Source organism: Dyella japonica A8 (genome assembly GCF_000725385.1).
Classification (GTDB): domain Bacteria; phylum Pseudomonadota; class Gammaproteobacteria; order Xanthomonadales; family Rhodanobacteraceae; genus Dyella; species Dyella japonica_C.
The window spans coordinates 3,159,691-3,178,349 of sequence record NZ_CP008884.1; the positions used below are offsets into that span (position 1 = coordinate 3,159,691).

General features: G+C 61.1%; 13 protein-coding genes. 7 read left to right on the forward strand and 6 right to left on the reverse strand.

The annotated features are described in order from the left end of the window. The first annotated feature begins 260 nt into the window (after positions 1-260). From HY57_RS13255 to HY57_RS21645, 4 genes are read left to right on the forward strand one after another with little or no spacing between them, the layout of a single operon-like run. Positions 261-1,568: a hypothetical protein gene (locus HY57_RS13255; protein ID WP_144240829.1), complete on the forward strand. Its 1,308-nt coding sequence runs from the start codon at positions 261-263 to the stop codon at positions 1,566-1,568. A gap of 2 nt (positions 1,569-1,570) precedes the next feature. Next, positions 1,571-1,885 carry a hypothetical protein gene (locus tag HY57_RS13260; RefSeq protein WP_038579839.1) on the forward strand — a complete coding sequence of 105 codons (315 nt, stop codon included), beginning with the start codon at positions 1,571-1,573 and terminating at the stop codon, positions 1,883-1,885. Then, positions 1,885-2,415: a hypothetical protein gene (locus tag HY57_RS13265; protein WP_019467540.1), complete on the forward strand. Its 531-nt coding sequence runs from the start codon at positions 1,885-1,887 to the stop codon at positions 2,413-2,415. The genes HY57_RS13260 and HY57_RS13265 overlap by 1 nt, the downstream gene beginning before the upstream one ends. 11 nt (positions 2,416-2,426) lie before the next feature. Beyond that, positions 2,427-3,095 (forward strand): hypothetical protein, encoded by a 669-nt coding sequence (locus HY57_RS21645; protein ID WP_144240830.1) that lies wholly within the window; start codon positions 2,427-2,429, stop codon positions 3,093-3,095. Positions 3,096-3,206: 111 nt separating this feature from the next. Here the strand turns inward: HY57_RS21645 and HY57_RS13270 are convergent, their stop codons facing one another. Then, positions 3,207-4,301: a tyrosine-type recombinase/integrase gene (locus HY57_RS13270; protein WP_019467539.1), complete on the reverse strand. Its 1,095-nt coding sequence runs from the start codon at positions 4,299-4,301 to the stop codon at positions 3,207-3,209. Positions 4,302-4,836: 535 nt separating this feature from the next. Next, positions 4,837-5,319, reverse strand: coding sequence for a helix-turn-helix domain-containing protein (locus HY57_RS13275; protein ID WP_081500772.1), 483 nt, complete (start codon positions 5,317-5,319; stop codon positions 4,837-4,839). A gap of 249 nt (positions 5,320-5,568) precedes the next feature. Between HY57_RS13275 and HY57_RS13280 the strand changes: the two genes are divergently transcribed. Genes HY57_RS13280 through HY57_RS13290 form a run of 3 tightly spaced genes read left to right on the forward strand, consistent with a single transcriptional unit; the run spans position 5,569 to position 7,005 of the window. After that, a complete protein-coding gene (locus tag HY57_RS13280; RefSeq protein WP_019467536.1) occupies positions 5,569-6,063 on the forward strand; it encodes a hypothetical protein in 495 nt (164 codons plus the stop codon). A 52-nt stretch (positions 6,064-6,115) separates the two neighbouring features. Continuing rightward, positions 6,116-6,490, forward strand: coding sequence for a hypothetical protein (locus HY57_RS13285; protein ID WP_019467535.1), 375 nt, complete (start codon positions 6,116-6,118; stop codon positions 6,488-6,490). Between the two features lie 32 nt (positions 6,491-6,522). Next, positions 6,523-7,005, forward strand: coding sequence for an HAD domain-containing protein (locus HY57_RS13290; protein WP_019467534.1), 483 nt, complete (start codon positions 6,523-6,525; stop codon positions 7,003-7,005). A gap of 620 nt (positions 7,006-7,625) precedes the next feature. Here HY57_RS13290 and HY57_RS21280 read toward each other — a convergent pair. From HY57_RS21280 to HY57_RS13310, 4 genes are all read right to left on the reverse strand, one after another. Beyond that, positions 7,626-7,799: a catalase-related domain-containing protein gene (locus HY57_RS21280; RefSeq protein WP_200873940.1), complete on the reverse strand. Its 174-nt coding sequence runs from the start codon at positions 7,797-7,799 to the stop codon at positions 7,626-7,628. Positions 7,800-8,024: 225 nt separating this feature from the next. Then, positions 8,025-8,858, reverse strand: coding sequence for a sulfotransferase family protein (locus HY57_RS13300; RefSeq protein WP_019467532.1), 834 nt, complete (start codon positions 8,856-8,858; stop codon positions 8,025-8,027). 1 nt (position 8,859) lies between these two features. Next, complete coding sequence (locus HY57_RS13305) at positions 8,860-10,536, reverse strand: ShlB/FhaC/HecB family hemolysin secretion/activation protein (protein WP_019467531.1); 1,677 nt, start codon at positions 10,534-10,536, stop codon at positions 8,860-8,862. A 43-nt stretch (positions 10,537-10,579) separates the two neighbouring features. After that, the gene (locus HY57_RS13310) at positions 10,580-18,574 is read right to left on the reverse strand and encodes a YDG domain-containing protein (RefSeq protein ID WP_019467530.1); all 7,995 of its coding nucleotides are present in this window, start codon (positions 18,572-18,574) and stop codon (positions 10,580-10,582) included. Positions 18,575-18,659: the final 85 nt, after the last annotated feature.

The following is an 18,659-nucleotide window of genomic DNA, read 5'->3' on the forward strand; positions in this document are numbered from 1 at the left end:
GTACTGGCAGCGGATAGCGACACCTCAGAACTGGCGGCCTCCTAACGGGCCATGGTCAGCGACGCAGCCGCGCAGCAACACCTAACGGCGGCATGAGTCCTCGCGTGAACGGCCTGATGGTGGCGCGCTCTGGCAGACCTAACTGCATGTCCACGCGAGATTTTTTTCAGATTGCGGTCGTAGGCAGCCCCTGAATCAAACAGCATCGACTTCGGTTACCGCCACACCCATAATTGGTCTTCGATAGACAGGGGGCGGGGATGCAGCTGCGGCAAAGGACTATCCGGCTTGAGAAAGAGCGTTGGGAACATCGCCTCTCACGAAAGGGAAAGCGCATGTCGGGAGACCGGGTTTCCGAGGACCCGGTGGCACTAGGGACGTACCGCTCACGAATCCTTGATCTCTTTGAGCCTTATATCTACTTCCGCGGACGCAGACACTTGCGGCCGGAAACGTTTGTGCTGCCAGAGAAATTTTCACTATCTGAAAATCCGGAAGACACAATTCAATTCCTTCACGACGTGATTGCATATGTGCGTCAAGCCAAGGTTCCAAAACTCGCCTTAGATCATAGAAACGTTCGTTACCTTGGCCTGGCGGCCGACTCGATTTTGGGTGTGATCTTGAGAGAGATTTCGCTCGAAATTCGGCATGTTCGTGGCGCGTACATTCGTGGGTACAAGCCAAGGGACGGCAAAATTCGAAACATGATGGACGAGGTTGGATGCGTACGCGTGCTGAACGCTGGCTCCGAGGAGGATATTAAGGTCAGCCTTCAATCTGGGGCCAAGGTGTTTCGACACCAAAATCGTGGAAAAGCGCTTGTTATCGAGGGGCAGGTGATCGATCAGCGATCGCAGACGTGCGCAGATTTTGCTGATCACTTGCAGGCATGCCTCGCAGCCATGGGTTACAAGCTAACGCCAGCGGCCAGGTCTGAACTTTTGACGTACGTAGGCGAAATTCTGGACAACGCCCAAACTCATTCGGGACTTGCGCAATGGGTGATCGTTGGGTTCATTGATCTTGAAGATCAGGATCTTGTCTATCGATGCGTGATTGCCAGCTTCGGAAATAGCATGGCCGATACATTTCTTAGGCTCGACCGAGAGGGCTTTGCCTGGACTTCAGTGGAACCCTATCTGCTGCAACACAAGCGCACCGGCCTATTTAGCAGTGACTGGCATGAAGAGGACTTGCTGACCGTGATGGCGCTTCAGGGCGACGTGAGTAGCATCAACACCAGTGCCGCCACGAATCGCGGGCAAGGGACGGTTGACTTTATTGAATTTTTTCAGGGTCTTTCAGAAGAAGCAGCCATGAAGAGAAAGCCGACTTGCATGACTATCACAAGCGGTGCAACGGCGATCAGGTTTGATGGCCGCCATAAGATGCAATTCAACCCATCATTGCAACGCTCCGTCATTGCGTTCAACCAAGCCAATGATCTTCTCAATAAGCCCGATAGTAGTGCAGTGCAGTCGTTGCAAGCTCAGCGATTCCCCGGTGTCGTGATAAGCATTGCTGCGCCGCTTAGTTCCTTTGACGTAGAAAAATTGAGTACCTAATCATGGTCATTGATTTCGAGAATCTTGGTATGCCCGTTTTTACCGGCAGAGACAGAGGCCAGAAGGCACGCCACGATCTCAAGCTTGACTCCCTCGCAGCAGGAGAAGTTGTTCAGGTCCGAATCCCAGAGGAAACCTACGCGGTAACTAGCTCTTACTTTCTGGGCCTTTTTGGACCTTCGGTGCGCGAGCTTGGCGGCGAAGGATTTGAGAAGCAGTTTCAATTCAGCGGTCCAGATTTCATTCTAAGTAAAATCCCAGATTGGATACAGCGAGCTCTTCGCGACAAGAGAGATATCTTCGGAAGGGCTCCTTGATGAATATCCTGGTTTTTGGCGCCGAGTCGTCATCGTCAGCATCAAATGTCATAGCCATCTTTGCCCTCTTGGTATCAATTGCCTCGATCATTGCGACGATAATTTTGAATCGTCGGCAAGAAAGGCGCGGATACATGGACCAGTTTTGGTTTCGCGAGGTTTTTGCTCGAAGCTGCGTGGACCCGGTAATTCAATTCAGAGAAAAATGGGAGCAGAAGCTCGCAGCTATCGGCGCGACTCCCGTTGCCCAAAAGGCCGGCCGAGCCCTGGTTAGCGATTTGAGCTCGGATGCAACTCGCCTTCTTCAGAGTCTATGGATCGCAAAGCTGTTTGAAGGTGACTTCTACTCATTCTGCGAAGAACGCTTGGAGCAGATGGAAGACGAGTTTGCTCAAGCCCTGGGGTCTTCACAGCTACGCGGAGGAAGAGGCACCACCAGCCCGCTTATAGACGATGTTACGTCAGCTTGCGCGGCAATTCTTCACAGGGCTGCCGCACTCCATGGCTCTGGGCTTCGCATTGTTACCTAACGGGGGGAGCCATGAGCTATGCAAGTTCCGTTAAGAGGCTTCAGCAACCGTCCGGCAGGGAGCAATTGCATCTGAAGTATCCGGGAGCTATCTACGATGAGAGCTATCTATCGGGTACTGGCAATCCCTACAGGCTCATGATTAGTGCCGATCGATTTCCGGTTGTAGTTGTTCATGACCTGCCGTCAGTTAGTGCCGCCATCCAGTTCATCAAGAGCTCCAATCATCGAGCTACACCTGTACACGCACTGGGAACATCCAAGCCCATTTCGGACCAGCTTCGCCTCCACGCAACTACATACATGCTCGTCGCAAAGACGAGCGCTTACCGGGAACTGACATCCAGGGCAGATATTTGTTCGACGCATTTTCAGGGTGCTCAGATGCAGAACTTTCAGGCCCAGAGCCCGAAAGCCGCCGCCACATCCTATGTCCCTCTTGATGTAGCGAGGCGTCTTGTTCGCTGGATGCCAGGTGGAGCCACGCTTGAGTTGCCGTATCTAAGAGGGGTATTGCAAGGAAATGAATTGAGAGCGGCCACAAACGGTGGCTTGATCCTAACAAGTGTCGGATTGAACGACCCTGACCTGACCCTACTGGCAAACGAGCGACAATTGGCTGTGGCAGGTGCTCCGGGATGGATTTTGTCCGCCACCACACCACTTAAGGTTGTGGTGTGAACGCATGACTTCGCTTCGCGCATCGTAAATTGGTGCCGAGCCTAAGTCGCCGGAGTGAAACCCGTTCACGCACGGCATGAACTTTAAAGGATCACCATACCCGGCGGTGACTTAGGACGTCCTTTCTTTATCATTTGTCGGTCGTCGCGCTTGGCGCAAGCCGGTCATGGCATTCGCGCCTGCCTGTGACCGTCGCGTGTAGTACGTCACCATGCGATCCGTTTTCCAGCCGCCTGCTTGTTGTATCTGGGTGCCTGTTGCACCGTGCTCTGCCAGATCATTCGCCGACCCAATCCGCGCCGAATGCCCGCTAATGCTCCCAGCGTTCTCCAATCCGGCCGCTTTCGCACGCCGCCGGAATATCCGCGCCACTTCCTGCGGTAGCAGTGCATCGGCGGAATCACCGTTCGCCTTCGGGCGGCCACCAATCGGTCGGAAGAGGGCGCCTTCATCGATGCCAGCTGCCGCTTGCCACGCGCGAACGCGCACGATCGTTTCCAGACTCACAAACCGATAGTCCGGCGCGGCACCATCCTGGTTGGTCTTGGAGAACGGAACGTGCAGCGACCAGGTGTTGCGCCGGCGGTTGTGGTGCAGGTGCTCGACCCGAATAGCCACCAATTCCGATTCACGGCACAACGTGTCCGACGCCATCGACAGCAACGCCGCGTCACGCAGGTCCCGCGGGCTGTTGCCCAGCGACGCGAGAATGGTCTCGATACCGGCCATGTCGAGTTCGCCAGCCTGCTTGCGCGCATGACCGCCAGTCGTCTTCAGGCGCCGGATCAGCTTCTTCCATTTCACCGGCCAGTCCGGATCCTTCGACGGACTCGGCAAGCCCGCGGCGACATGCACCAGACCGACTGTATAGAGATAGCGATCCACCGTGGCGCGTTTGCGACCTTTATCAATCGCCGCCGACAAGAACGTCTCCAGTTGGGTGACGGAGGCGGGCAGGGGTGTCGCGCCGGTCGCTTCGCACCAGGCCAGGTACTGCACCCAGTCCGAACGCACCGCTTTGACCGTGGCCGGCGCGCTGCCTTCGGCAAAGTCCGCCGACCAACTGGCAAGTCGAGCGAGTACGGCCTCGACGGAGGCGGCTAAGGCAGGACGTGGTGCATGGATCTCGGGCGCAATCGCCGGCACGGTCGTTAGACCTTCGAGGCTATCGACGACACGAAGGGGAAGGGTAGTCGGCTCGGCCATGGGAGGCATCCTGGGGCGCTCAGCGCGGCGCCGATGACCCATGATAGCGAATAAGTGCCATTATTCGCTATCTTTGTTGTGGTTGAAATCGCATGAATTTCAATAGGATGAACGCATCACATGGTGTGGCAAGCACGGTATCACCTGACTGAATCGAAGGCTGTCGAGATCTGGCATCGGCGCCGCAACCTCATGTCGACGGCATCGACACGTTCGGCCGACATGTCGATGTTTCGCACGAAAATCGACATGTGCGACTTCAGCCGGACAGCAGAGGCAGCCAAGGGGTCAAAGGCTTGTGTGACCCGAGTCGGGTCACCGCCGATAGGGGGTGAACGCCGACGGGCTGGCACGAGGCCGCCCCGTTGGGATCGGGATTCTCGTTGCACCGTGCTCCGACCAGTCGTTGGCCGCCCCCATACGCGTCGAACGCCCATTCGCCCTGAGTCGTCGCCCAAGGCAGCGTTGGCCCTCGCACTTCCACGGGGCGTCGAAGTGTTTGCCCGTCATCGAGCGGGGAATCGCCCCCAGGGCATCAGTCAAGCTCGCCCCGCCACAGCGCCGTGTCCGGTATTTCGGCTTCCGCTTGTTGCAGAAGATGCCGGTAGAGGTCATCGGACACCGACTGGCCTTCGAGCTTCATGTGGGCGGCGACACGATTGAGCGTCGCGTTGAAGAGCTTCAGACGCTGTTGATCCACGCTGGACTGCAGAGGCTGCTGAGGTACGACCAACACCACCAATTCGCAATCCATGGCCGCTGCCGCGCGGCGCAGGGTTTCGATGCGCACCGTGCCGGCACGCTCGCTTTTTTCCAGCTTAACCACTGAACTGGGACGCACACCCAGCCGGCGCGCGAGCTCTGACTGCGACATCCCCAGGGCATCGCGCGTAGCGGCAATCCAGCCTCCTCGGGGAGTGATTTGGAGCCGAGGAAGCATTTCCCGGCACCAGTTGCCGGCGTGATCGAGTCGTGCGCGGGCGAGGCGGCGCATCTGCTGAGTGGTGTGGAAGGCCATCGATATGCTCTGTATGGACGAAACCGCAGAGCAGATTATGGAGGGCGCAAACAGCCAAGATGGTCGTTCCCTACATGGCGGAATCTACGTGGCCATTTATGCCCTACAAGGAATAATCAATCCGAATAATCGTACAGCGTCGTCAAATCAATGCGCCGGAAGTCAGCCGATTGTTCCGCGAGCGAGTGGCCGCGCTAAAATCACACCATCCGGCGAAGCTCATTCGCATCCAGTCACGCAGAAGAAGCCATGTCGATCCATTCAGACTTGACCGTCGAGCAATCAGCGGGGCCGCGGACGATGGCCGTCTTATTTCTCGAGCTGGATGGCGTTCTCGACATGACCGGATCGTCCGAGTCGCAGCTGGAGGAAGTACTGGCGCCGTACCTGGCTCAACTGGAGATTGTGATCTCCGATCGGCGAGCCCTTCACACGCCGATCGAAACGCTTCGGAGCAAGCTTCCCAACCGCATAGCGTCTCGGGTGGTCGACTCCATGTATCTGCAGGAGCTGACGAACTCGTGCTGGAGCGACTATCACTCGGCTCTCGCCACCCGCTATGCGTGCCTTCGATTGTGGTTGGACCGACGCCGTAGCCCGGGCACGCGCTGGCTGGCACTTGAACAACGATGGCCACTGGATTCGTGGCCAACCCTAGAGCGGGAGCACTTGGTGTGCGGCCCTATTGCGCAAGCTTCGGTCCGCCAGCAGCTCACACAAGCACTGAGCCAACTAGTGGGCTAGGTCGAGCAACCGACTCTGGTCATGTGTTTCGAACTGACCCAGGAGTAGCCTCATGGACCCCAGTGACCCATTGACTGGCGCTCGCCAGGAGGCGTTTCGCAGCACCGAATGGCTTCCGGCCAAAAGCCTGGATCACCAACACCTCAAGCAATGGCTCCGCGAGGAGCGGATATTTGGTGTTCGCCTCGACGGAGTGGACTGGTACCCGGCCTACCTATTCGAGCCCACATCGGGCCGACCTGCTCAGGGCCTCGACCAGGTGATCCGGGCCTTCGGCGGGGTGGGGGATGGGTGGCGCTTAGCATTCTGGTTCGCGTCCGTGAACAGCTATTTGGGAGGGAAGCGCCCACAAGATGAGCTACCCAGAGATCCTGCCGCTGTCGCCAGCGCAGCCATCCAGGAAAACCAACCCGTTGAGCATGGTTAAAGTGAGATCCATCCAGTTAGCTGAGCTACGACATGCACACCGATTGCTACATTTTGCTCGATTTCGATGGCGTTCTTCACCCGAAGGACGGCGGGCCCGAAACGTATTTCGTCGACCTTCCTGCGTTTGAGGCTGTGTTGCGCGAGTTTCCTGGTGTGGCTGTGGTCATTGCCTCTTCGTGGCGACATACACAGACTTTGGACGCACTACGCTCGTATTTTAGCTCCGATCTTCGCGCGCGCATCGTAGACGTGACGCCTGACATTCCGCAGGCCGCAGGTGACACCGATCGCGGCACCCGTCACAAAGAGGCAATGGCGTGGCTTGAGCGCAACGCCGAGCCAGGCATGACATGGATAGCCGTCGACGACATGCCTCACCTGTACGACCCGAGCGCGCTAGTCGTGGTCACGCGAGACGGCTTTGGGGACGCGGAGGCCAATGCCTTGCGCGCGGCATTGGTCAATCCTCTTGCTTTGATGCAACAGCGCCAAGCGAGTAACTCGAACAACTAACGAGACGTGAGGCTTCCGGCTTCAGATGTCCGTCAGCTGGCTTCGACTCTCATGTAGAGTCCAGAGCATATAGAGAGCATATAGAATGACAGCCGTGATCTGCGCTCAACAAAATTGGCGCAAGTTTCAATGCGGATGGAACACTTTGGCGCAGGTTTCAATGCAGAGTTTTCGAACTGGACGATGTTTTTCTGCAGTTGAAAAAAATGGACGAGGTTTCGGTGCAGAAATGGCAAAGGTTGCCTGCAGCAGTGGCTCATGTCTCGGTGCTACAGACAAGAGGGTTCTCTGCGAAGAACAGATCAGCTGCAAGCAAAAACGTTATTTGGTCGCGAAGGGCCAATCGACGAGCAAGTAACAACTTTACTTGGCGGCAAGTAACAAAATTACTTGGTTCGGGTCTAGGATGGCCCTAGGTGACGCAACACTCCACAAAGTACCAGTAATTCGCATAATGTATATTATGTAAAATAAGATAATTTGGACGTGATGCCGGTAAGCGTCCTGCTTCCAAAGCCTTCTCCCTATCCAAGGATGCTCTCAAGACCTCGCTTGGTGCCACCAACCGTCAGCAACCCGCCCGCTTAGCTAGCCAGGCGGGATGCTGCTCTTGGAGTGCCTCAGCGCTGTGGCGGTTTGTGCTTGAGCCAGGCCAGCGCAGCGGCAACGCCTATGCCGTATGCGGGATCGGCTTTCGCGCAGTTGTCTATGTGGCGTTGTTTCACTTCATCGCGGGCGTCGCCCATTGCCCGGGCCGTGTCGTCGAACAGCAGCTGGCGTTGGGCCTGGCTCATCTGCCCGAAGGCGGCCTGTATTTCGTGACGCCGACGGCCCGCGCGCGACCGGCCAAAATCACCGCGCTGGCTGATTTCCTTGTGTCGAAACTCGCTGCGGCGGAATGGAAAATGGCGCTGGACGGAAAGCCGGAACGGTCGGGCAAACCGGCGCGGAAAAAAGGTGCTGCTTCGTAGCAATGGCACGGCCTGTGACTACCCGGCGGCACGTGTCCGCCATGATTGTCACCGGGGCAGCGTTTCACCGTAATAGAGTCGATAGAACCATGCCCATACCGACTCGATCTGTTTCTGGATCCGCGGTGGCACCGCATGCGGCGTGGGCGCCACGATGCGGGTGGCCTGCCGGTGCGGGTACTTCATCCGATAGTGGCTGTCGCTTTCCTGCGTTCCCATCATGAGCTGGTCCGGATCAATCTCGAACGGCGCCAGCCCCAGCCAGGCATACAGATGCGACATGCAACTCACGGGTTGCGCCACCAGATCCTCGAAACGCACGAAGTACAGGCGCTGCTTCACCGCCTCCGGCAGGTCCAGTACGGCCTGCAATGAAATAAGCGGCGCACCTATCACGCGGTCTTTCGCGAACAGGGCATCGGCGCGGCCGTAGCGGTCGTAGTCCGCCAGGTGATCGATGAAGTCCACCAGGATGGTGCGCTGATGCTGCGCTTCGATCGATCCGTAAATCTGCCCCAGTTCCCGCAGGCAGACGATCAACTTGGCGTTCGGCTCAATATGCAGAAGCAATTCCACCGCGTGCAGCCAGGCGCGGTTCTTGTCGATCACCACCTTGTGTGCGCCACTGTCGTGATGCCAGCCACGCAGGAATCCCTGCATGGCCGAGGCCAGGTGCGCGTAGCTCGTCTCAAACGATGAGTCCAGCTGCGACAGGAAAAACTGATCGTCGCTGATCATCCGCCGGATGCCGAGCAGCGCATTGCACAGCGGCGAGCTGCGCCCTTCGCAATGGATGTCGGGGTGCTGCGCAAGCAGCTGGCACAGCAGTGTCGAGCCTGCGCGCGGCAGGCCGGTGACACCAACGAACGTAGACGCTGCCACCTCAGAACCCCTTGCTCAGCTGCACCCATGCCCGCGTGGACGGGCGCTTGCCTGCCTGTTCCGGTGTGCTGCCCACCGGCTGCCCCACCTGGACTTGCGCCAACCATTGATCGGGGCCGACCCAGTTCACTCCCAGGCCCGCGCTGGCCAGCGTAGCGTGGTTGCTGCCGGTGGTTCCAGCCCATGGCTGCGGGTTGATCCACATGCCGCCTTGATCGACAAACATGCTGCCTTGCCAGGCGCCGCCCGGCAGGCCCAGGTCATGGCGCAGTTCCATCGTGGCCAGGTAGCCGGATGCGCCCGCCAGCGTACTCACTTCGTAGCCCCGCACGCTCTGCATGCCGCCCAGCAGGAATTGCTCGGAGGAATCGAGGTTGTGATGGCTGTATTGACCGCTGAGCGCCACGTACAGGCGCGTCGAGGCCGTGATCACCTGCAGGCGGCTCAGGTTGCCATCCCAATGCAGTTCGTGGCCTTGCGTGTGGGCCGTGGCCGCGTCACTGGCGTTGGCCACGGGATCGTCAAAACCCAACTGCCCGCGCGTCAGCGACAGTTGCGCCTGCGTCACCCCTCCCCCACCCCAGTCGTCGCGATGGTCGAACGTGCCGCTGGCCGTCCAGTCCCACGAGTGGCGGACATCGTGAATGCCGGTGCTGCCCGTGTCGTCCGACAGATGGCGATTGTCCACTTCCAGTCGCACGCTGAAGTTGGTGTTGGGGCTGCGCACGATGGGCTGAAACAGCCATGCGCTGGCTTCGTCGGCATGGCCACGGGCATCCAGTTCCGACAGGCCGTCACCCAGCTTGTAGGACAGCGCCGAGTACGCAAGGCCGAAGCGGGTGCCTGCGCCATTGAACGCGAAGTCATAGGCGACGCGACCGTAGTGCATGTGGCCGTCGGAGGCCAAGACGCCTGCGCTGAGCTGATCGCCGAGGCCCGCCAGATTGTTCACGGCCACGTTGCCGCCCAGGCGAACGCGGCCGGTGTAACGATCCCCGCCATTGTCCAGCGAGAGATTGCCCGTCACAGGTGAAAGCGGTTGCGCATCGACGGTGAGGTTGCTGGTGCCAGGCGTGTTGCCCGGGCCTAGCACCGCATGCCCCTGCACGCCCGGCAGGTCGTTCAACAACAGCAGTTGGCGATCCAGGGCGTCCTGCGTCACCAGCTGACCCGATTGCAGCGGGCTGAGTGTGTCCTTGAGCAGGGTCGTATCGACACGGCTGTGATTGCTCACCTGCACCTGGTCGTACCGTGCTTCGATGACACGCAGTTGCACCACGCCATCATTCAGCGCCTGTGCGGGCACCACCGCGCGGGACAATGGATACCCATGATTGCGGTAGTAATCGGTAATGCGCTGCGCCAGGGCGGTGAGCGTGGCGAGCGTCTGCGTGTGGCCCTCGCCATCGGCAACCAGTGCATGCAGCGTCTGGGTATCGAACGACGTGTTGCCGGCAATGGTTATCTGCCTCACCTCGAAAGAGGTGTTGTCGGTGGCGCGGGCGGCCACGGGCGCCTGGATCTGCACGCCCGTGTCACGGCGGGGCAACGGCTGCTGCGGGGGCTGGGCCTGCTGCAATAGCTGGCCGCTGCTGGGCGGCACTTGTTGTGCAAACGCGGGAACGGCCAGCCATGCCATGGCAAGGGGCGACAAGCGCAACGCGGTGAATCGGGTCACAGGCAAGCATCCGGAAAACAAACAGGAGAAATGGTGTAGGTCGTCATGGCAGGCGCACGCCACCGCCCACCACGCGTACATCCGGCGTGTAGAGGTCCGGTGCGGCAGCCGGGGTGACGGATCGCAACGGCACGGCCTCCGAGGACGCTTCGTCCGGTGCGGCTGTCGTCGACACCAGCAGGCTGACGGCTGCCGGCTGGCCCAGCTGCTGTTGCATGTACGCCACACCAGGCAGGGTCAAGGTGTCGCCTGGTGCCACATTGAGCGCCAGTGCGTTGCCGGCCGCCTGCACGAAGACGTAGTTGCCATCGTTCGCGGCCAGTCCGTTGCCGTTGATCGCATACTGCCCGACGGGGCTTTGCGCCGTGGCGGGCGTGGCGAAGGTCGGCGTGCCGGTGGTGGCATTGGCCAAGGTATCGCTCCCCTGGAAGCCAGTGACCGTGCCCGTCAGGGGTGGAATCGCCTGGCCGTTATAAACCTGCATCGGCGTCGCTATATAGGTCAGCGTGGCGGGCGATATCGAGAGCGTGCCGCTGTCGTAGGTGATGGCGTAGTTGCCTGATGAAAGACCGCCGGGCGTAAGCGCGTAGTTACCCACGTTCATCGCGCCTTGCGAATTGCCGCCATAGATCAGCGCGCCACCCAGCACGGAGGCGGTCTGTCCATCGACGAAGCCGCTATAGGTCACACCATTGCCGCCGCTGTATGCCTTCGCGTTGTAGATGGTGCTGGCGTTGCTGGCCGTGACGGTCAGTGGTGCCGGAGTAATCGTGCCGATAGCCGCACTGGCTGTGCTGTTGCCCAGGATGTAGTTGCCCGCCCCGTTGCCACTGATCGCCAGCCCGCCCACCTGCACGCCGATGCCGCTGCCGGCATTGGCCGTGGCGTAAGTGCCGGTACCGGGGTCGTTGAGGCTTACTGCATCATTGCCCACCACGCCGATCAAGGTGTAATTGCCCGACGTCAGCGTCGCCGTCGTGGTGCCGTCATAGGCCTTGCCGGCCGTCCCCGTAAGTTCGGCCGTCAACAGGGCTGGGCTCACCGTCAGCAGGCCATCGCGGTAACTGATGGTGTAATTGCCGGAGCTCAGTCCCATCGGCGTGATGGTGTAGAGCCCGGCGTTCACCGCACCTTGCGAGTTTCCGCCGTAGTTCAGCGCACCACCGAGTGCTGATGCGCCTTCACCATTCACGAAGCCGCTATAAAGCACACCGGGGCCGCCGGTGTACGCCAGGCCGTCATAAGCTTTGCCGGCGTTGTTTGCCGTCACCAGCAGTGACGCTGGCGTGATGCTGGCGGCGCCACTCGCGCTGATGGGCAAGATGTAATTGGACAGGTTCGTGCCGCTGTCAGCGACAAAGTCGCCGCCGACGAGCGTTGCCGTCGCCGATGTGGCGCTCGCCACGTTGCTGCTGTTGTAGGTGCCGCTGGACAGCGTCACCGTTGCGCCCTGCCCGCTTACGAAACCGCGCAGCAAGTAATTGCCTGACGCAAGCGTTGCCGCCGTGGTGCCGTCATACACCTTGCTGATCGGGCCAGTAAGACTGGCTGTCAGTGCGGCGGGCGTGATCCCGGCAGCCACGCTGGCGCTGCGGGATGCCAAGGCGTAATCGCTGGCCAACGAACCGACGCTGCCGACAATGCTGCCGATACCCAGGCCCGTGACCGTGACATCCGTGGCGTTGGCCACCTGCGAACTGTTGTAGGCCGCCCCGGTGTCGCTCAGGCTGGCGCCGGTATCACCGGAAACCAGTCCGCTGTAGCTGTAGATTGGCGTAAAACCGATCGGTGCGCTCGTCGTTCCGTCGTAGACCTTGGTAACGCCACGATTGGCCAGGCTTGCCGTCAACGTTGCCGGCGTGATGGTTGCGGCCACATTCGCACTAGTGGAGGCCAGGCTGTAATCGCTTGCCTGCGAGCCATCGCTGCCGCTGATGCTGCCGATGCTCAATCCCGATACCGTGATGCTGGTGGCGCTGGCCACATGTGCGCTGTTGTAGGACGCCCCCGTGTCGCCCAGGGTCGCGCCGGTATCGCCGGTGGCAAAGCCGCCGTAGCTGTAGGTCGGGGCAAAACCGGCCGGTGCAGCGGTCGTGCCGTCGTAGGTCTTGGTCACGCCGCTGTTGGTCAGGCTTGCCGTCAACGTTGCCGGCGTGATGGTTGCGGCCACATTCGCGCTGGTGGAGGCCAGCATGTAGTCGCTGGCCTGTGAACCGTTGCCGCCGGTAATGCCGTTGATGCTCAGACCCGACACCGAGACATCGGTGGCGCTGGCCACGTGCGCACTGTTGTAGGCCGCACCGGTGTCACCCAGGGTTGCACTGGTATCGCCGGTGATCAGGCCGATATAGCTGTATACCGGCATAAAGCCAGGCGGCGTGGCGGCCGTGCCGTCATAGATCTTGGTGACGCCACGGTTGGTCAGGCTCGCCGTCAGCGTTGCCGGCGTGATGCTTGCCGCTCCGTAAGCACTGGTACTGACCAAGGTGTAATCGCCAAGCACAGAGTTGTCGCTGCCGTTGCCGGTAATCGACTGCAGCGACAAGCCTCCCTGCGTGATGGTTGACGCCGAGGCGACGTGCGCCGAGTTGAACACCGGTGTTGCCGCGCTGCCTACCGTAGCGCTGTCGCCGGACACCAGGCCCGAGAAACCGTACATCGGGCTGAAGTTGACCGGTGCTGCCGTCGTGCCGTCATAGGTTTTGGTGATGCCGGTATTGAGCAGCGATACCGTCAACGGTGCCGGCGTGATGGTCGCCGCCACGTTTGCGTTGCTGGACGTCAGGGCGTAATCGCTGGCCTGCGAGCCATGGCTCCCGGCGACGCCGCCGATGGCCAGGCCCGAAACCGTGAGGCTGGTGGCGCTGGCTACATGCGCGCTGTCGTAGGCCGCGCCCGTATCGGTCAGGCTGGCGCCGGTGTCGCCGGCGATCAGGCCACTGACGTTGTACATGGCGGCAAAACCGGCCGGTGCAGCGGTCGTGCCGTCATAGGTCTTGGTCACGCCACTATTGGTCAGCGTTGCCGTCAACATGGCGGGTGTGATCGTTGCCGCCACGCTCGCGTTACTGGATGCCAGGGTGTAATCGCTGGTTTGCGAGCCACTGGAGCCAGTGATGCTGCTGATGCTCAGGCCCGATACCGTGACGTCGGTGGCGCCTGCCACATGTGCGCTGTTGTAACCCGCACCGGTATCGGCCAGGCTGGCGCCGGTGTCGCCGCTAACCAGGCCGATGTAGTTGTATGTCGGGGTGAACCCGGCCGGCGCGGCGGTCGTGCCGTCATAAACCTTGGTCACGCCGCTATTGGCCAGTATCGCCGTCAGCATCGCGGGTGTAATGGATGCCGCTACGCTCACGCTGGTCGACACCAAGAGGTAATCGCTGACCTGCGAGCCGTTGCTGCCGACAATGCCGGTGATGCCAAGGCCCGATGCCGTGAGGTTGGTGGCACCGGCCACGTGCGCGCTGTTGTAGAGCTCGCCAGTGTCGACGAGGCTGGCGTTGGTGTCTCCGGAGGCCAGTCCGTTGAAGGTATACACCGGAGTGAAGCCGGTGGGCGCATGGGTGGTGCCGTCATAGGTCTTGGTCACGCCGCTATTGACCAGCGTCGCTATCAAAGGCGCAGGTGTGATGGTTCCGGCCACCGGGGCGATGGTGGGCAGTATCACGCTGTAGTCCGTGCTCTGGCTGCCGTTTGTGCTGCTGCCTATGTTCACCGCCAGGCTTCCGCTCGCGCTGATGCTGCTGGCGCTTGCGGCGTGACTGCTGTTGTAGGCCAGCGTCACGCCGGAGGTGTCGAGCGACAGGCTGTCACCACTGAGCGCCCCGCTGATGCTGCCGCCTACCAGGCTTGCCCCTGGCGCAAAAAGGGTGCCGTCGTAAACCTTGGTGGCCACGCCGCCAATGGTCGGGGCGGACACGGTCAGTGTTCTGGGTGTGATGCCCGCCATGCCGACACCGGTGCGGGCCGTGGTGCTCGACAGGGCGTAATCGCCGAGCACGGAATTGTCACTGCCGTTGCCGGTAACCGATACCAGCGACAGCCCACCTTGCGTGATGTCCGCTGCGGAGGCGACATGTGCCGAATTGAACACCGGCGTGGCCGAACTGCTCACCGAGGCGCTATCGCCGGAGATCAGTCCCGAGATGCTGTACGTCGGGGCGAACCCGGCGGGCGCCGTCGTCGTGCCGTCGTAGGTCTTGGTGACGTTGGTGGTGTTGGACAAGCCAATCGTCAGCTCGGCTGGCGTGATGGTTCCTGCCACTGAGGCAATGGTCGGAGGCAGCAGGCTGTAATCCGTGCTCTGGCTGCCGTTCGTGCTGCTGAGGATGCCCAGCGTCAGGCTGCCATTGGCATGGATGCTGTTGGCGCTCGCTACGTGACTGCTGTTGTAGGCCAACGTGATGCCGCTGTCATTGAGCGACAGGCTGTCGCCGCTGAGCGCGCCACTGATGCTGCCACCGATCAGGCTTGCGCCAGGCGCCGCCGTGGTGCCGTCGTAGACCTTGGTCAGCGTGCCGCTGATGGTCGGCGCCGTGACCGTCAATACCCATGGCGTAATGTTGGCCACGCCGACACCCGTGGAAGCCGTGGTGCTTGCCAGGGTGTAATCACTGAGCACGGAGTTATCGCTGCCGTTGCCGGTGACGGACGACAGCGACAGGCCACCCTGCGTGATCGTCGTGGCCGAGGCGACGTGCGCCGAATTGAATACCGCCGCCGCCGAACTGCTCACCGAGGCGCTGTCGCCGGCCAGCAGGCCAGTGATGGTGTACGTCGGCATGAAGCCAACCGGTGCCGCTGTCGTGCCGTCGTAGGTCTTGGTGGTGTTGGCGGCATTGGACAGCGACGCCGTCAGCGTCATGGGCGTGATAGATGCAGCGGCGCTCACGTTGCTGGACGCCAGGGCGTAGTCGCTGACCAGCGAGCCGTTGCTGCCGGCAATGCTGGCGATGCTCAGGCCCGATACCGTGACACTGGTGGCGCTGGCCACGTGTGCGCTGTTGTAAGCCACGCCGGTTTTAGCCAGCGTGACGGAATCGCCGGCGATCAGTCCACTGTAGCCATACGTCGGCGTGAAACCGGTCGGCGCATTGGTCGTGCCGTCATAGGTCTTGATCACGCCACTGTTGGTCAGCGTCGGCGTCAACGTCGCCGGATTGATGGTCAGGGTCGCGCTCGGCGTGCCAATGGTCAGGTCATAGTTGTACGAATAGGCGGACGCCAAGCTCTCGCTGTAGCTGCCGGCGTGCTGCGCCGCCGTCAGTCCGGGCGCCGTGATGTAGGAATAATTCGGCGATGCGAGCGAAGAGCTGACTGCCGCAGCAAACTGATTGGTTCCGTTATAGGTAACCGTCTGGTTGCTCGCATTGATCGTCAACGGGATCAGCAGGCTCTCGATCAGGGGCGTGGTGTAGCCAAGGTAGTTGCGCCATGTCAGACCCTGGCCACCTGTCGTGGCGATGCTCCAGCCTGAGAAGTTATTGGCCTGCTCCATCTGGGGCGTGGTCAGGCCCGATATCCCGCTAGCGCTGCCAGCGCCAGCGCCGACGCCGACGCTGGCGCCACCGGGCGCCGCGTTGTTCGTGGTATTCCAGTAGCTGGAGGTTACTGGGCCGCTCACGAGTTGCCCGATCAGGCCGCCGCGTATATCGCTCGAGTCGGGACTGGACACGGTTCCCGTGGCATAAGTGTCGGTAATCGCGCCGGTGCTGCCGGCGGCCGCGCTGTTGCCCACCAATCCGCCGAGAAAATTCTGGTTGTTGTTGCTTCGAGGACCGAACGATACGTTGCCTGTGGCGTAAGCATTCGTGATCGTGCCGTAGTTATTGCCTACGAGCCCACCGAGATTGTCATTGGCGGGGTTGCCACCACCATAGGAAGCGATCACCGCTCCCGTAGCGTAGGCATTGCTGATGGAGCCATAGTTGGTCCCCGCCAGCCCACCCAAGACCTCCAAGTTTGACAAACCGTGGACAGAACCTGTGGCGAATGCGTTGGCAATCGTGCCACCGGTCACCGTGCGGCCGCTCGCCGAATAGATTGGCGTGTCGCCAAACCCATTGCACGCGTTACATCCGACTAGCCCGCCAACCCAGTTGCGTACCCCTGAGCTTGACCCGCTGACCGATGCCGCCGAATAGTCGTTGACGACGGTGCCGTAGCTCGCCCCCACCAAGCCGCCGATGGCCGTCCCTGAGCCGCCGGCCGAAACGCTCCCCGACACCCCAACATTCCGGATCACTCCTGACGAAGCGCCGAACAGGCCGACGCCTGCAGCCGAACCCGTCGCGTTGTAGTTGATGTAGAGCCCGCTGATCGTATGGCCCAGGCCCTCGAACACTCCCGAGAACGCCGTACCGGCGTTGCCGCCGCCGATCGGCGTGAAACCCGCGCCACTGTTCCAACTGCTCGTCACGCTTGCGTTGATGTCGGCGCCCAGCGCGTAATGGCCGGAGAGGTTGTTCTTGATGCCTTGCAGCGTGGTCGTGCCGCCGTCCCCAGCGACGCCGAGCGTCGTGACGATCGTGTATGGGGTGCCGTTGATGGTCAGCGCCTGGCCCGCGCCGGTGAAATTCACGCGACCTGCGAACCCGCTGCCGCCCAGTCCCATGTTCAATGTACCGCCGGCCACCGCCGCGTCCGAGCCGTTGGTCGTCGCCGTATTGACGACAAGACCCGCCGTGCCGCTTGCCGTCATCGTCGCGTTAACGTTGACGTTGTTGGCCGCTGTCAGCGTCAGCGCGTTCGCGTTCCAGCTGACGTTGTCGTTGACGTTGACGTTGCCACTGCCACCTGTCGAACTCGCACTCGATTCGATCGTGACGGAGCCACTCGTCAGCGCCCCCGACAACGCCGCGCCCGTGATGTTGCCGCCGTTCGGCGCAATCGTGAAATCATGTGGGTCGATCAGCCATGTGCCCGTCAGGCCGAGTTGAGCGGCCGTGGTGATCTTTGCGGTATCTGCAACATTGACTTTCGCTGCGCTGGTTTCGATCTGGCCGCCATTTCCGCCATGGGGCGCACTGGCATCGAGCGTGCCGCCCACCGTGACCGCGCCGGCCTCCATGCCGCCCATCAGCATGATATGGCCGTTCTGGTTCTGTACGGTCTGCGCCTCGATGGTGCCGGTGTTGTTCACCGCACTGGCAAGCAGGCTGTCGCGCGCACCGGCCGTCATCCATACGTGGCCGCCGTTTGCTTCGATCAGCTGGCCATTCTGCGCAAGCGCGTCGAGCGTGCTCTTGTCTACCTGCACGCTCACCAGCTTGTTGCCGCCAAAGTTGAGCGTAACCGCACTGCCGCCCGCCAGCGCCACGCTGCCCAGCTGGGCATGGATCGCCCCCTGGTTGCCAACCTGGTTGCCCAACAGGGCTGCGTAACCGCCGCCGGTGACGTTGATGGTGCCCAGATTGATGACGCTGCCCTTGCCAGTGCCGCTGAAGGTCAGCGTGCTGCTGCCCAGCGCTTCGTCGCCGACATCCAGCGTGGAGGCGACCAGGCCGCCCACGTTCACCTGCGCACCCTTGCCGAACAGGATGCCGTTGGGGTTGATCAGGAACACCTGGCCGTTGGCGTTCAGGTGGCCAAGGATCTGGCTGCCACGGGTGTCGGCGATGCGGTTGACCGCAATGGCGCTGGCGCCCGGCTGCACGAAATCCACGGTGGACTGGCTGCCGATGTTGAAGGTTTGCCAGTTGAGCGAGAGGTTCTGGCTCTGCTGGGTGACCGTCAGCGTGTTGCCATGTTGCGAGAGCTGGCCGGCGCCGCTGGTGACCTGGCCGCCGGTAGGCAGTGCGTTGGCTGCGACGATGGAGGATGCAGTGGCGGCGGTTCTCTCCGCGACGACGCCGGTGGGTAACGCGGCCGCCCATGCCCATAGCGGCAAGCTCAGGGGGACACCGGCCAGCCACGCGGCACGCCGCATGCCGCCATCAGCGCTGCGACCACCTTTGGTACGGCCGCGTGCGAATTCGGACGCAACCTGAAACACGCCCAGCCTGCGGTTCCAGACCAACCGGAAGATATGGTTCACCAGATTTTCCCCTGTACGGCGCTCACGCTTGAGCACCAGACTTCATGTCATGCGGTAATGGCTCGACCGATATCACGCGCGATAC

Coding starts and splice junctions, on each gene's coding strand:
- HY57_RS13255 (WP_144240829.1), top strand. CDS start 261: ATGCAGCTGCGGCAAAGGACTATCCGGCTTGAGAAAGAGCGTTGGGAA.
- HY57_RS13260 (WP_038579839.1), top strand. CDS start 1,571: ATGGTCATTGATTTCGAGAATCTTGGTATGCCCGTTTTTACCGGCAGA.
- HY57_RS13265 (WP_019467540.1), top strand. CDS start 1,885: ATGAATATCCTGGTTTTTGGCGCCGAGTCGTCATCGTCAGCATCAAAT.
- HY57_RS21645 (WP_144240830.1), top strand. CDS start 2,427: ATGAGCTATGCAAGTTCCGTTAAGAGGCTTCAGCAACCGTCCGGCAGG.
- HY57_RS13270 (WP_019467539.1), bottom strand. CDS start 4,301: ATGGCCGAGCCGACTACCCTTCCCCTTCGTGTCGTCGATAGCCTCGAA.
- HY57_RS13275 (WP_081500772.1), bottom strand. CDS start 5,319: ATGGCCTTCCACACCACTCAGCAGATGCGCCGCCTCGCCCGCGCACGA.
- HY57_RS13280 (WP_019467536.1), top strand. CDS start 5,569: ATGTCGATCCATTCAGACTTGACCGTCGAGCAATCAGCGGGGCCGCGG.
- HY57_RS13285 (WP_019467535.1), top strand. CDS start 6,116: ATGGACCCCAGTGACCCATTGACTGGCGCTCGCCAGGAGGCGTTTCGC.
- HY57_RS13290 (WP_019467534.1), top strand. CDS start 6,523: ATGCACACCGATTGCTACATTTTGCTCGATTTCGATGGCGTTCTTCAC.
- HY57_RS21280 (WP_200873940.1), bottom strand. CDS start 7,799: ATGAGCCAGGCCCAACGCCAGCTGCTGTTCGACGACACGGCCCGGGCA.